At 71.4% G+C, this 13,560-nt stretch carries 14 protein-coding genes; 10 read left to right on the top strand and 4 right to left on the bottom strand.

Annotated features, from left to right (window positions below; genetic code table 11):
- Positions 1 to 7: 7 nt before the first annotated feature.
- The 4 genes from exbD to RUR49_RS09435 all read right to left on the bottom strand — a co-directional run bounded on the left by exbD (position 8) and on the right by RUR49_RS09435 (position 3,111).
- Entirely contained in the window at positions 8 to 448 is a 441-nt protein-coding gene (exbD, locus tag RUR49_RS09450; RefSeq protein ID WP_409146105.1) for a TonB system transport protein ExbD, read from the bottom strand.
- Between the two features lie 9 nt (positions 449 to 457).
- Complete coding sequence (exbB, locus tag RUR49_RS09445; protein ID WP_409146104.1) at positions 458 to 1,531, bottom strand: tonB-system energizer ExbB; 1,074 nt, start codon at positions 1,529 to 1,531, stop codon at positions 458 to 460.
- Entirely contained in the window at positions 1,528 to 2,064 is a 537-nt protein-coding gene (locus RUR49_RS09440; RefSeq protein ID WP_409146103.1) for a Tat pathway signal protein, read from the bottom strand. The genes exbB and RUR49_RS09440 overlap by 4 nt, the downstream gene beginning before the upstream one ends.
- 711 nt (positions 2,065 to 2,775) lie before the next feature.
- Entirely contained in the window at positions 2,776 to 3,111 is a 336-nt protein-coding gene (locus RUR49_RS09435; RefSeq protein WP_409146102.1) for an antibiotic biosynthesis monooxygenase family protein, read from the bottom strand.
- Between the two features lie 278 nt (positions 3,112 to 3,389).
- Between RUR49_RS09435 and hemP the strand changes: the two genes are divergently transcribed.
- From hemP to RUR49_RS09385, 10 genes are all read left to right on the top strand, one after another.
- A complete protein-coding gene (hemP, locus tag RUR49_RS09430; protein ID WP_409146101.1) occupies positions 3,390 to 3,626 on the top strand; it encodes a hemin uptake protein HemP in 237 nt (78 codons plus the stop codon).
- A 505-nt stretch (positions 3,627 to 4,131) separates the two neighbouring features.
- Positions 4,132 to 5,022: a hemin ABC transporter substrate-binding protein gene (locus RUR49_RS09425; RefSeq protein WP_409146100.1), complete on the top strand. Its 891-nt coding sequence runs from the start codon at positions 4,132 to 4,134 to the stop codon at positions 5,020 to 5,022.
- 41 nt (positions 5,023 to 5,063) lie between these two features.
- Positions 5,064 to 6,131 (top strand): FecCD family ABC transporter permease, encoded by a 1,068-nt coding sequence (locus tag RUR49_RS09420; protein ID WP_409146370.1) that lies wholly within the window; start codon positions 5,064 to 5,066, stop codon positions 6,129 to 6,131.
- 5 nt (positions 6,132 to 6,136) lie between these two features.
- Complete coding sequence (locus RUR49_RS09415) at positions 6,137 to 6,943, top strand: heme ABC transporter ATP-binding protein (RefSeq protein ID WP_409146099.1); 807 nt, start codon at positions 6,137 to 6,139, stop codon at positions 6,941 to 6,943.
- A gap of 236 nt (positions 6,944 to 7,179) precedes the next feature.
- Positions 7,180 to 8,772: an ABC transporter substrate-binding protein gene (locus RUR49_RS09410; protein ID WP_409146098.1), complete on the top strand. Its 1,593-nt coding sequence runs from the start codon at positions 7,180 to 7,182 to the stop codon at positions 8,770 to 8,772.
- A 60-nt stretch (positions 8,773 to 8,832) separates the two neighbouring features.
- On the top strand, positions 8,833 to 9,843 hold the full coding sequence (locus tag RUR49_RS09405) for an ABC transporter permease subunit (protein ID WP_409146097.1): 1,011 nt from the start codon (positions 8,833 to 8,835) through the stop codon (positions 9,841 to 9,843).
- Positions 9,844 to 9,847: 4 nt separating this feature from the next.
- Entirely contained in the window at positions 9,848 to 10,756 is a 909-nt protein-coding gene (locus RUR49_RS09400; RefSeq protein ID WP_409146096.1) for an ABC transporter permease subunit, read from the top strand.
- 2 nt (positions 10,757 to 10,758) lie between these two features.
- Positions 10,759 to 11,406, top strand: a complete 648-nt coding sequence (locus tag RUR49_RS09395; protein WP_409146095.1) for a hypothetical protein — start codon at positions 10,759 to 10,761, stop codon at positions 11,404 to 11,406.
- A 68-nt stretch (positions 11,407 to 11,474) separates the two neighbouring features.
- Positions 11,475 to 12,476: an ABC transporter ATP-binding protein gene (locus RUR49_RS09390; RefSeq protein WP_409146094.1), complete on the top strand. Its 1,002-nt coding sequence runs from the start codon at positions 11,475 to 11,477 to the stop codon at positions 12,474 to 12,476.
- A complete protein-coding gene (locus tag RUR49_RS09385) occupies positions 12,473 to 13,477 on the top strand; it encodes a dipeptide ABC transporter ATP-binding protein (RefSeq protein ID WP_409146093.1) in 1,005 nt (334 codons plus the stop codon). The genes RUR49_RS09390 and RUR49_RS09385 overlap by 4 nt, the downstream gene beginning before the upstream one ends.
- Positions 13,478 to 13,560 lie beyond the last annotated feature (83 nt).

Below are 13,560 nucleotides of genomic sequence, written 5' to 3'. Positions count from 1 at the left end.
CCCGCGCTCATTGCGCCGCCCCGGCCTCCGGAGCCCCGGCCTCGAGGCCGACGAGGGCGATCTTCAGGTAGCCGGCGTCACGCAGCCGGTTCATCAGCGCCGCGAGATCGCCGTAGGTGACCGCCCGGTCGGCGCGCAGGAAGACGCGCTGCTCGCGGTCGCCGCCGGTCACGGCATCGAGCGCCGCGGCGAGACGGCCCTCGGCCACCGGCGCCTCGCCGACGACGACGCCGTTGTCGGCGGTGAGCGTGACGAACAGCGGCGCCTCCGGCCTTGGCTGCGGCGCCGCCGTCGAGGCCGGCAGGTCGACGGGCACGTCGACGGTTGCGAGCGGTGCTGCGACCATGAAGATGATCAGCAGCACCAGTATCACGTCGATAAACGGCGTGACGTTGATCTCGTGGGTCTCCTCGAGATCGTCGCCACCGGGATCGAGATGGCCCGCCATGGTGCCCGCCTACTCGGCGGCCGCAGCGAGGCCGCGGGCGACGCGCCGGTCGAGATCGCGCGAGACGAGCCGCATCACCGCGGCGGAGGCGTCGGCGAGAGCCTGCCGGCGGTCGGCGATGCGCCGGGCGAAGTGGTTGTAGAGGACGACGGCCGGGATCGCCGCGACGAGGCCGATCGCGGTGGCGAGCAGCGCCTCGGCGATGCCGGGGGCGACGATCGCGAGGTTGGTCGTCTGCGCCTCGGAGATGCCGATGAACGAGTTCATGATGCCCCAGACGGTGCCGAACAGCCCGACGAAGGGCGCGGTGGCGCCGATGGTGGCGAGCGCCCCGGTGCCGCGGCGCAGCGTGCGCGCGACGGCGGCCTCGACCCGCTCGAGGCGGGAGGCGACACGCTCCTTCACGCCGGCGGCCGAGAGACCCGCGGAGAGGCGCGTTTCCTCGACCGCGGCAGCGACGAGGGTGGTCGCCTCGGCCCCGAGGGGCAGCTCTGCCGCCGGCGCGAGGCCGGCCGCTGCCGACAGGGTGGCGCGGTCGCGCCCGAGCCGGCGTCCAGCCGCGGCGAGCTCGAACGACTTCACCAGCGCCACCGTCCAGGTGACGACGGACGCGAAGGCGAGCCCGATCATCACAGCCTTCACGACCCAGTCGGAGGCGAGGAACATGCCCCAGGGCGAGAGATCCGTCGGCAGGTGCGCCCGCGCGGCGAGCGCGGCTTCGGTCTGCGCGCCGGGCGCCGCGGGGGTGACACTTCTGGAGGAAGCGGTGGCGGGGGATGCGTCTGCGGACGCTGCAGACGAGGCGCCGGAGGGCGACTGCGCCGCGTCGACCGCTGCCGCCGGACCCGCAGCAGCCGGCGACGTTTCGGAGAGGGCGGCCGGAGCCCCGGCCGCATCGCCGCCGGGCGGGATCGCGTCGCCCGGCGCCTGCGCGGCCGCGGCGAGTGGCAGCATCAGGGCGCCGAGAACCATGGCGAGCGCAGCGACACGCCGCGCGGCGCTGCCGTTCGCAGACGGGTGCAGGGTTGTTGCACGCGAGGTTGCGGAGAGGATACGGGCGGCGGGCGGCACGGCGCGGCTCATCGCTCGAAGGGCACGGCGGCGCGCGACGCCGTGGTGAGGCGGTCGACACAGCCGGGGATCGCGCCGTCCTCGCCCGTACAGGCGACGACGTCGTTGAGGAGCAGGCGCCCGATGCCGGCGCACGGCAGATCGGCCGCCTCGAACAACCGCACCACCGTCTTGTTCGCCCGCACCGGCCCGGTCTCGACCGCGAGGCGGCGGGCGACGATGCCGTCGCCGTCGAACAGCACGAGATCGAGCTTCAGCTCGTCGAAGCGCTGCGCGCCCGGATTGGCGACGACGAGGGTCAACCGGCAGCCCCCGCCAGCGTCCTCCAGGCGGTTGAGCTCGACCGTCGGGCCGACGTCTGCGGCGACGCTGGCCGCCGAGGCGGCGTTTGCGCCCGACGCCTCTGCCGGAGAGGTCGTCGTGGCCGAAGCGGCAGGCACCGCCGCTGACATGAGCACGGCGAGGACCGACGCCCCGAGCCAACGGGCGGCGAGCGGCGCGCCGGCCGTGCAGACGGCAGGAGAGCGATCGGGGGAAAGGGGCACGCGGCACTCCGCAACGGCGGCGCGAGGCGCCGGCCATGACCGGAGCAACCTCGTCGCCCACCAGAATCCAAAGCGGCGCCTCGCCTGCCGGCGCCAGAAGCGACCTGAAAATGTCTCCGGCACCCTGCGCTTGTCAATGTCGGAGGCAGGGATTCATCCATCGATAGGCCTGTTTAGATTTTATATATTCTAGGCTACCGACCATCGTTTGTAGTTGTTTCAATTCTTGTTTGAGTAGTTCGATCCCTCATCATCCGGCGGACGCTTGACGGCACGGCGACCCGTGTGGCCATTGTCGCCGTGGTCATGGATCATCACAGCAGAAAGCCGCCCGTCACTGGGCGATCGTCTCGTTGGCAGTCGCGGTCGGCCATGCCGGGCTGTGCCGTATCGGGTTTTGCCGTGGCGAGGATTGCCGGGTCCGAGTCGTCGGCAGGCGAAGCGTCCGCCGCTCGGGGCGAGGACGCGCCGGCGAGCCCGCCGGGGGCTCGGGCGGCGGCTCCGCGCCTCCCGCCGAGGACGCGGAGGATGATCGGGACGGTCACGCCGAGCGCCGCGGTGGGAACGGTTTACTGGGGCAGAAGGACGTCGTCCTCACCCATCCTCGCGACCGGCGAGGCGTCGTGGCGGTCGCCTCGCGTCGAGGTCACCAGCGAGGCGTCGCGGCGGTCGCCTCGCCTTGAGGTTACCGGCATGTCGCCGCGACGGCCATCACTCGGCCGCGGCGGCGGCGGCCGGCAGCACCTCCTGGATGGACTCGAAGCCCTCGAACTGGGGGTGGCCGAGATAGAGGCGCTTGCCGGAGCCGGCGTCGCGGTGGGCGGCGCGGAAGGCCTCGGAGCGGGTCCAGTCCTCGAAGGCGGTGCGCGAGGCCCAGATGGTGTGGGAGGAGTAGAGGGTATGATCTTCTCGTTCCGGCCCGCGCAGCAGATGGAAGGCGACGAAGCCGGGGACGCGGTCGATGTGGACGTCGCGGCCGAGCCAGACGGCCTCGAAGGCGGCCTCCTCGCCGCGGCAGACCTGGAAGCGGTTCATGGCGATGAACATGGAGCGTCCTCCGTTGGTGGCCGGTCCCGCCGGGCGTTGCCGGGGGACGGGCCGCAATGGGCGCGCGGCCGCTGGCCGGGCTCGGCGCCAACGCTAGCACGGCCGGCCGCAGGCGCGAACGCCTGTCAGGTGCAGGCCGGTCGTGCGAACGACGCCGCGCGGCCCTGGCCGCGGGCTGCCCCGGCTGCGCCTGATCGCGCTGCGCACCGGCACGAGGCGGCCACGACTGCCCGCGAAGGCTTGGGCCAGACGGCGGCGACCTCGGCGGGGGCGCGGCGATGACGAAGGACAATCCCACGGATGCGGCGGTCGCCGCGCCGACGGACAGGCCGCTGCCGCGGCCGGCCACATCCGATGGGATGGCCCATCGGCCGACCGGAGGGTCGGGGGGGCGGCCGGCGCGCTGGGACGTGGCGGCGCTGTGCGGCGACACCGGCGAGGCGATCCTGGTCCACAAGGGCGAACACTACAGGCTGCGCGTCACCGCGCGCGGCCGCCTGATCCTGACGAAATGAGCCGGCCGCGCCGCTCTTCGACTGGGGCGGCGGCGCGCCGGGACGCAAGGAACGACCGATGCCGCAGACCCTGACATCCCCCCTCCCGGCGCCGACCCGACGTCTCGCGCCAAGCTTGGCGTGCGCACGGTCGGCGCCGCCGGCAGCCACGCAGGCGTTGGCGCTCCCCGGAGCAGGCGAGACGCGCGCTTCCGCCGGTGCGAGACCGGAACGGGGCCGCGAACTGCGGGATAGGATCCGGCGAGGACAAATGTCCCCGGCCCCGGTTGCAGGCAGTGGACGGCAGGAGGCTGCTGATCTCGTGTGGTCCGGCTCGAGAGACCCCACCCTGTCGACCTGCGGTCGCCTGTCCCTCCCCCTGTCAGGGGAGGGACGCGTCGCGGCCGCCGCCGCACCGCTGCCACCGATCGACGAGGCGAGCGTCGAGGGGCAGGCGCCGGGTTTCGGCATCGGACGCCGATTGCCTGCGCCGGGGTGGATCGCCCGGCGGGTCGCCGCAAGCATCGTGGCGGCGCTCCTTGTGGCCGCGATCCCGCTCGCCGGCCCGGCGTGGGCCGAAGCGCTGGTGGACGCCCGTGGCACGCCGGTGGGGACGCCGGACACGGCCCGCATCGTCTCGATCGGCGGGGCGGTGACGGAGATCCTCTACGACCTCGGCCTGGAAGACCGCATCGTCGCGGTCGACACCACCAGCACGGCGCCGGCCCGCGCCCTCGCGCAGAAGCCGAACGTCGGCTACATGCGCGCGCTGTCGGCCGAGGGCGTGCTGTCGACCGGACCGTCGCTGATCGTCGCGACCGAAGGCGCCGGCCCGCCGGAGGTGGTCGAGGTGCTCGCCGCCTCCAGCGTGCCGGTGGTGCTGGTCGACGACGCCACCACGCCGGAGGCGGTCGCCGGCCGCATCCGCTTCCTCGCCGCGGCTTTGGGGGCGGAAGAGCGCGGCGCGGCGCTTGCGACCGAAGTGGAACAGGGCTTCGCGGCACTGGCGGAGACACGGGCGGCGATCCGCACGCCGGCGCGCGTGCTGTTCGTCATCTCGCTGCGCGACGGGGTGCCGATGGCGGCCGGCACTGATACCGCCGCCGACGCGATCATCGGGCTCGCCGGCGGCATCAACGTCGCGGCGGACTTCTCCGGCTACAAGCCGATGAGCGAGGAGGCGGTGCTCGCCGCCGCTCCCGACGTCGTGCTGATGATGACCAGCGGCGCCCATGCCGCCGGCGGCGACGTGCTCGCCCTGCCCGCCTTCCGCGGCACGCCGGCGGCGGCAAACGGCTGGCTCGTCACCATGGATGGCCAGTCGCTGCTCGGCTTCGGGCCGCGCACGCCGGAAGTGGCGCGCGCGCTCGCCGCCGAACTGCACCCCGGCCAGATCGCCAAAGCCGGCACGCCGTGAGCGAAGCCGCGGTGCTGCCGGTGACGAGACGGCCGGGACGGATGGCCGTGCGCCCCGCCGGCGACCGCTCGGCCCGGGGACGGCTGGCGATCGCCGCCGCCCTGGTGGCGCTGGTGCTCGCGGCGGCGCTGTCGCTCGCGGTCGGGGCGACCGGCGTATCGCTCGGGGCGCTGCCGCGGGTGCTCGGCCTCGTCGGCGTCGACGGCGTGGATGCCGCGACGCTCGCCCGCGAGCGGCTGATCCTGCTCGACATCCGCCTGCCACGCGTGGCGCTCGCAATCCTCGTCGGCGGCGGCCTCGCGGTGTCGGGGGCGGTGATGCAGGGGCTGTTCCGCAACCCGCTCGCCGATCCCGGCATCATCGGGGTGTCGTCGGGGGCAGCACTCGCGGCGGTGACGGTGATCGCGCTCGGCGGTGGCGTGCTGGCGCCCTTCGTCGCGCCGCTCGGCCGCGCCGCCGTGCCGCTCGCCGCCTTCGTCGGCGGCCTCGCCGCCACCGCCTTCCTCTACCGCCTCGGCACCCGCAGCGGTGCCACCTCGATCGCGACGCTGCTGCTCGCCGGCATCGCCGTCGATGCGGGCGCCCGCGCGCTGACGGGGCTCGTGATCTTTTCCGCCGACGACCAGGCGCTGCGCGACCTCACCTTCTGGACGCTCGGCAGCCTCGGCGGCGCCTCATGGGCGAAGATCGCCGCCGCCGCCCCCTTCGTGCTGTTCGCGGCGGTGGTGCTGCCGTTCGTGGCGCGGGCGCTGAACGCGCTCTTGCTCGGCGAGGCGGAGGCGCACCATCTCGGCGTGCCGGTGGAGACGGCCAAGCGCCTGTCGATGCTGGCGGTGGCGGCCGCGGTGTCGGCGGCGGTGGCGGTGGCCGGCGTCATCGGCTTCGTCGGCATCGTCGTGCCGCATCTGGTGCGGCTCGTGACGGGGCCGGACCACCGCTTCCTGCTGCCGGCCGCGGCGCTGCTCGGGGCGGCGCTGACGCTCGTCGCCGACGCCGTCGCGCGCGTCGTCGTGGCGCCGGCGGAACTGCCGATCGGCATCGTCACGGCGGCGATCGGCGCGCCATTCTTCCTGTGGCTCTTGCTGCGCCGCCGCGCCGGTGCGGGTTGAGGCCGATGCTGCGCGGCGAGAGCCTGATGGTGGCGCGCGGCGGGCGGCGGCTCGTCGACGACGTGACGGTCGCCTTCCCGGCGGGCGAGCTCGCCGTGCTGATCGGCCCGAACGGCGCCGGCAAGTCGACGCTCCTGAAGCTGCTCTCCGGCGAGATGCGGCCGGACGGCGGTCGAGTGCTGATCGGCGGCGAGTCGCTCGCGGCGATGAAGCCGGCAGCGCTGGCGCTCCGGCGCGCGGTGCTGCCGCAGGCCTCGGCGCTGGCCTTCCCCTTCACGGTGCGCGAGATCGCGGCGCTCGGCGTGGCGATCCCCGGGCTGGCGCTGTCGCGCGCCGAAGCGGCGGCGGTGGTCGACCGGGCGCTCGCGGCTGTCGATCTCACCGACCGCGCCGACCGGCTGCACGATGCGCTGTCGGGGGGAGAGCGCCAGCGCGCCCACCTCGCCCGCGTGCTCGCCCAGCTCTGGGTCGGCGCCATCGGCCGCGGCCCGGGCGTGCTGATGCTCGACGAGCCGACGGCGGCGCAGGACCTTTCCCATCAACTTGCCGTGCTCGACGCCGCCCGCGACCACGCGCGGGCCGGCGCCGCGGCGATCGTCGTCCTGCACGACCTCAACCTCGCCGCCCGCTACGCCGACCGCTTCGTCGTCGTGCACGAGGGGCGCGTGGCGGCCGATGGCGCACCGGCAACGGTGGTGACGCGGCGGCTGCTGGCCGACGTCTTCCGCGTCGCACTGCCGCCGAACGAGGTGCCGCCGGCGGGTATGCCCTTCGCGCTACCGCAGCTGGCAGACCGCTTGCCGGCGGGCTGAGCACGGGCTTGGGCGCTCTGCGCGCGCTGGCCCTGCGTGCCGCTCGGGGCTGAGCCGGCGAGCCCCCACAGCCCACGATCGAAACCAAAGGCTAATAGGTGCACCGTCGCCCGCCCCCTTGGCGTGCGCGTCGCGACGTGATTTTTTACCATCAGGTCGAACGGCGCGGTTGCGTACCCCTGCGGCCCCGCAGGGCGCGATGGCGTTCCGACAAGAACCTGAAAGAGGGAAAAACCATGCTGCTGCGCACACTCGCTTCCGCGCTCGCGTTCACGACGTGCCTCGCCTTCACGGCGGCCGAGGCGAAGACGCTCGTCTATTGCTCGGAAGGAAGCCCCGAGGGCTTCAACCCGTCCTTCTTCACCGCCGGCACCACCTTCGACGCCTCGGCGAAGCCGATCTACAACCGCCTCGTCGAGTTCGAGAAGGGCACGACCAATGTGGTGCCCGGCCTCGCCGAATCCTGGGAAGTCTCCGACGATGGCCTCGAGTACGTCTTCAAGCTGCGCCAGGGCGTGAAGTTCCACGGCAACGACAAGTTCACGCCGTCGCGTGACTTCAACGCCGACGACGTGCTGTTCTCCTTCAATCGCCAGCTGAAGAAGGACGAGCCCTGGTACAAGGTATCGTCGCCGACCTATGAATATTTCGACGGCATGTCGATGCCGGACCTGATCAAGAACATCGAGAAGGTCGACGACTACACGGTGAAGTTCACGCTGAACCGGCCGGAAGCGCCGATGATCGCGAACCTCGCGATGGACTTCGCCTCGATCATGTCGGCCGAGTATGCCGACAAGATGATGCAGGCCGGCACGCCGGAGGTGATCGACAACGAGCCGATCGGCACGGGTCCGTTCCGCTTCGTCGCCTACCAGAAGGACGCGGTGATCCGCTACGAGGCCTTCGCCGACTTCTGGGACGGCAAGCAGCCGATCGACCAGCTGGTCTTCGCGATCACGCCGGACGCCTCGGTGCGCCTGCAGAAGCTGAAGGCGGGCGAGTGCCACGTGATGGCCTATCCGAACCCGGCCGACATCGCCTCCCTGAAGGACGAGCCGAACCTGCAGGTGATGCAGCAGGAAGGCCTCAACGTCGGCTACCTCGCCTACAACACGACCGTCGCGCCCTTCGACAATCCGAAGGTCCGCAAGGCGCTGAACATGGCGATCAACAAGGACGCCATCATCGAGGCGGTGTTCCAGGGCACCGGCGCGCCGGCGAAGAACCCGATCCCGCCGACGATGTGGTCCTACAACGAGGCCGTGAAGGACGATCCCTATGATCCCGAAGCGGCCAAGAAGATGCTCGAGGAGGCCGGCGCCGCGGGCCTGAAGATGAAGGTTTGGGCGATGCCGGTGGCGCGCCCCTACAACCCGAACGCCCGCCGCATGGCCGAGCTCATCCAGGAGGACTTCAAGCAGGTCGGCGTCGAGGTCGAGATCGTCTCGTTCGAGTGGGGCGAGTACCTGAAGCGCTCGTCCGAGATGGACCGCGACGGCGCGGTGCTGCTCGGCTGGACCGGCGACAATGGCGATCCGGACAACTTCCTGGCCGTGCTGCTCGGCTGTGACGCCGTCGGCGGCGCCAACCGCGCCCAGTGGTGCGACAAGGAGTTCAACGACCTGATCCAGAAGGCGAAGTCGCTGCCGACCCAGGCCGAGCGCACCGCCCTCTACGAGCAGGCGCAGTTGCGCTTCAAGGACCAGGCGCCGTGGGCGACGATCGCCCACTCGCTGGTGACGATGCCGATGGCGAAGTCCGTGTCCGGCTACAAGATGGACCCGCTCGGCTCGCACCGCTTCGACGGCGTCGACATCGCCGAGTAATCACCGGCACCCGCTCACGACGCCGCGGCGGACAACCGCCGCGGCGTCGGTCGGCCCGCAATGATCCCGTTTCTCGCAAAGCGAATCGGCCTGCTCATTCCGACCTTCCTCGGCGTGACGGTCGTCGCCTTCCTGTTCATCCGCCTGTTGCCGGGCGATCCCGTGCTGCTGCTCGCCGGCGAGCGCGGCCTCTCGCCGGAGCGCTACGCCGAGTTGATGGCGCAGTTCGGCTTCGACCGGCCGCTCTGGCAGCAATATGTCGAGTACCTGACGGGCGTTCTGCACGGCGACCTCGGCAACTCGATCGTCACCAAGCGGCCGGTGCTGTCGGAGTTCGCGGCGCTGTTTCCGGCGACGCTGGAGCTGTCGATCACCGCGATGATCTTCGCCGTCGTGCTCGGCCTTCCCGCCGGCGTCATCGCCGCGGTGCGGCGCGGCTCGGTGTTCGACCACACGGTGATGTCGACGGCGCTCGTCGGCTACTCGATGCCGATCTTCTGGTGGGGGCTCCTGCTCATCATCGTGTTCTCCGGCTGGCTCGGCTGGACGCCGGTCTCAGGCCGGATCTCGCTGCTCTATTATTTCCCGACGCCGACCGGCTTCATGCTGATCGACAGCCTGCTGTCCGGACAGAAGGGCGCGTTCGCCTCGGCGGTGTCCCACCTGATCCTGCCGGCGATCGTGCTCGGCACCATTCCGCTGGCCGTCATTGCCCGGCAGACGCGCTCGGCGATGCTCGAGGTGCTCGGCGAGGACTATGTGCGGACCGCGCGCGCCAAGGGGCTGACGCCAGGCCGCGTCGTCGGGCTGCACGCGCTGCGCAACGCGCTGATCCCGGTGATCACGACGATCGGCCTGCAGGCGGGCCTGCTGCTCGCCGGCGCCATCCTGACGGAGACGATCTTCTCGTGGCCGGGGGTGGGCAAGTGGCTGGTCGATTCGATCTTCCGCCGCGACTACCAGGTGGTGCAGGGCGGGCTCCTGCTGATCGCCGGCATCGTGATGATCGTCAACCTCGCGGTCGACGTCGCCTACGGGCTCGTCAATCCGCGCATCCGCCACCGGAGGTGAGACGATGGCCGTGACCGATCCGGTGGCCGGCGGCGGGACGGTGAACCCGCGCCTCGAAATGCTCGGCGCCTTCTGGGCGTCGTTCTCGGAGAACAAGGGCGCCGTGGCCGGGCTCGTGTTCATGGTGGTGCTGGTGCTGGTGGCGATCTTCGCGCCGCTGGTGGCGCCGCACGCCCCCGACGTGCAGAACCGCGACGCGCTGCTGGTGCCGCCGTTCTGGGAGGCCGGCGGCTCGCTCACCTACATCCTCGGCACCGACGCCGTCGGCCGCGACATGCTCTCGCGGCTGATCTTCGGGGCGCGCTACTCGCTGTTCATCGGCCTGTTCGTCGTCACGCTGGCGCTCGCCGCCGGCGTGACGCTCGGCACGCTGTCGGGCTATCTCGGCGGCTGGGTCGACACCGTCGTGATGCGCGTCATGGACGTCGTGCTGGCCTTCCCGGGGCTGCTGCTCGCGCTAGTGCTGGTCGCCATACTCGGCCCCGGCCTGATGAACGCGATGATCGCCATCACGCTGGTGCTGCTGCCGCACTTCGTCCGTCTGACGCGCGCCTCGGTGATGACGGAGCGCGACAAGGACTATGTGGTGGCGGTGCGCACGGCCGGCGCCGGTCCGATCCGGCTGATGGTGAAGACGGTGCTGCCGAACTGCCTGGCGCCGCTCATCGTGCAGACGACGCTGTCGTTCTCGAACGCTATCCTCGAGGCGGCGGCGCTCGGCTTCCTCGGCATGGGCGCGCAGCCGCCGACGCCGGAATGGGGGACGATGCTCGCCGAGGCGCGCGAGTTCATCCTGCGCGCCTGGTGGGTGGTGACCTTCCCCGGCCTCGCGATCCTGCTCACCGTGCTCGCCATCAACCTCGTCGGCGATGGGCTGCGCGACGCCCTCGACCCCAAGCTGAAGCGGGGGTGAGGGTGAGCGAGACGCTGCAGACTTCGCTGATCGAGGTGGCCGGGACGATTCTCGCCGCCCTGCTCGGCGCGACGGCGGCGGTGCTCACCTGGTACCTGACGACGCGTGACGAGCGACGCCGAGCCAGCGATGAGTTGAAGCGGGAGGCCGAACGGGCCCGCGAGGAGCGCCAGCGGGTCCGCGACGAGGAGCACTTCGTCCGCGAGCAGCGTGTCATCGACATCGTCACCGCCATCCACGCCGAGATCTGCGCGACGATGCGCGGCATCGAACTGCAGACCCAGCCGGCGGAAGCGGCCTACTTCATCGAGAACGAAGACCCCTTCGTCGTCGCAGACGATACCGATTTCGTGTTCGCCTCGATTGCCGGCGACCTGACGATCCTGCCGGAAACGGTCATCCACGAGGTCGTCGCCTACTACAAGGTGGCGAAACAGACCAACCTTCTGACCGCGGCCATCGACAGGCCGGCCTTTCGCGCACAATCCATCGAGGAGCGGAAGAAGTTCATCGCCGGCCTGCTCGATCTCGCGAACGTGCAACGGTCGCTGGCGGTCGAAGCGCTGGTCCAACTCGAGGACTTCAGGCCGGCACTGCGCGCAAAACGGCTCTGGCTGGCCGTGCCGCCGGGCGTCAAGCTGCAGGGATGATGGGGCCGGTCATGCGCGCAATCTCCAACACGCACCCAATATAGGCTCTCCGGATCACGGCGAAAAGAATGCCCCTCCTCGACATCCGAAACCTCACCGTTTCCTTCGCCACCCGCGCCGGGCCGTTCCGCGCAGTGGACGGCGTGTCGCTTTCCGTCGAGATCGGCGAGGTGGTGTCGGTCGTCGGTGAATCTGGCTCCGGCAAGTCGGTGGCGATGCTGGCCGTCATGGGGCTGCTGCCGTCGACCGCGACGGTGACGGCCGACCGTCTGGAGTTCAACGGCCGCGACCTGCGCACGATCTCAGCCCGCGAGCGGCGCCGGCTCGTCGGCCACGAGATGGCGATGATCTTCCAGGAGCCGATGACGAGCCTCAACCCGTGCTTCACGGTGGGCTTCCAGATCGGCGAGGTGCTGAAGGTCCATCTCGGCCTCGGACGCGCTGCGCGCAAGGCGCGGGCGGTCGAACTCCTCGACCTCGTCGGCATCCCGGAGCCGGCGCGGCGGCTCGCGGCCTTCCCGCACCAGCTCTCCGGCGGCATGAGCCAGCGCGTGATGATCGCCATGGCGCTCGCCGCCGGTCCGAAGCTCCTGATCGCCGACGAGCCGACGACGGCGCTCGACGTGACCATCCAGGCGCAGATTCTCGACCTTTTGCTGCGCATCCAGCGCGAGACCGAGATGGCGCTGGTGCTGATCACCCACGACATGGGCGTGGTGGCGGAGACGGCCGACCGCGTCTCCGTGCAGTATGCCGGCCAGCAGGTGGAGTTGCAGGACACGCTCGGCCTGTTCCGCACGCCGCGCCACCCCTACACGGCGGCGATGCTGGCGGCGCTGCCGGAGCGGGCGACAGAGCGGCGGCTGCCGGCGATCGCCGGCGTCGTGCCGGGCGCCTTCGACCGGCCGGCGGGCTGCCTGTTCTCGCCGCGCTGCGCGTTCGCGACGGACACTTGCCGCACCGTGCCGCCGCAGCCGGCGCCGGCCGAGTTGGGCTACGCGCGCTGCCACTACCCTCTCGTCGACGGGCGGCCGACGCCGCTGTCCCGCACTCCGGAGGTGGTGACATGAGCGTGGCTGCTCGCAAGCCCGTGACCGCAGCGGCCGAGGCGCTGGTGGTCGCCGACGATCTCGCCCGCACCTACCGCGTCGCTCGCGGCCCCTTCCGCGGCGACGCGCTGGTGCATGCGCTCGCCGGCGTGTCGTTCCGCCTCGCGCCAGGCCGCACGCTTGCGGTCGTCGGCGAATCGGGCTCCGGCAAGTCGACGCTTGCCCGCGTCGTCACCTCGATCGAGCCGCCCTCGTCGGGCAGCCTCGTCATCGACGGCATCGACATGGTCACCGCCGGACCGGCGGAGAAGGCGACGCTGCGCCGCGAGGTGCAGATCGTCTTCCAGAACCCCTACGGCTCGCTCAACCCGCGGCAGACGATCGCCACCCAGATCGCCGAGCCGCTGGTCATCAACACCAAGATGCCAGCGGACGAGCGCGAGCAGGTGGTGCGTGATCTCCTCGCCCGCGTCGGCCTCAGGCCCGAGCATGCCGACCGCTATCCGCACATGTTCTCCGGCGGCCAGCGCCAGCGCATCGCCATTGCCCGGGCGCTGGTGCTGAAGCCGAAGGTGCTGGTGCTCGACGAGCCGGTGTCGGCGCTCGACGTGTCCGTGCGGGCGCAGGTGCTGAACCTGCTCGCGGAATTGCAGGAGAGCCTCGGCCTCGCCTACCTGTTCGTCAGCCACGACCTGACGGTGGTGCGCCACATCGCCGACGAGGTGATGGTGATGTACCTCGGCCGCGCGGTCGAGCAGGGGCCGCGCGAGGCGATCTTCGAGGACCCGCGCCACCCCTATACGCGAGCGCTCCTGTCGGCGACGCCCTTTGCCGACCCGGAGCGGCGCAAGGAGCGCATCGTGTTGCAGGGTGAACTGCCCTCCCCGTTCAATCCGCCGGTCGGATGTGCCTTCAACCCGCGCTGCCCGTCGGTGATGCCGCGCTGCCGCGGCGAGCGGCCGCCGATCGACCGGGTCGCCGGACGCGACGTCGCCTGCTTCGTGGCGAGCGGCACGGCCTGACATCCACCGGTAAGTTGCACAGGACGTTGGCGTGCCCGATTTCGCTGCACTAGGATCGGCGGCGGGGCACTAGAACGGGGTTC

This window comes from Pseudoxanthobacter sp. M-2 (genome assembly GCF_046156265.1).
In the GTDB taxonomy this organism is placed as follows: Bacteria; Pseudomonadota; Alphaproteobacteria; order Rhizobiales; family Segnochrobactraceae; genus CAMDHY01.
This window is presented reverse-complemented; position numbering and strand designations above follow the sequence as displayed.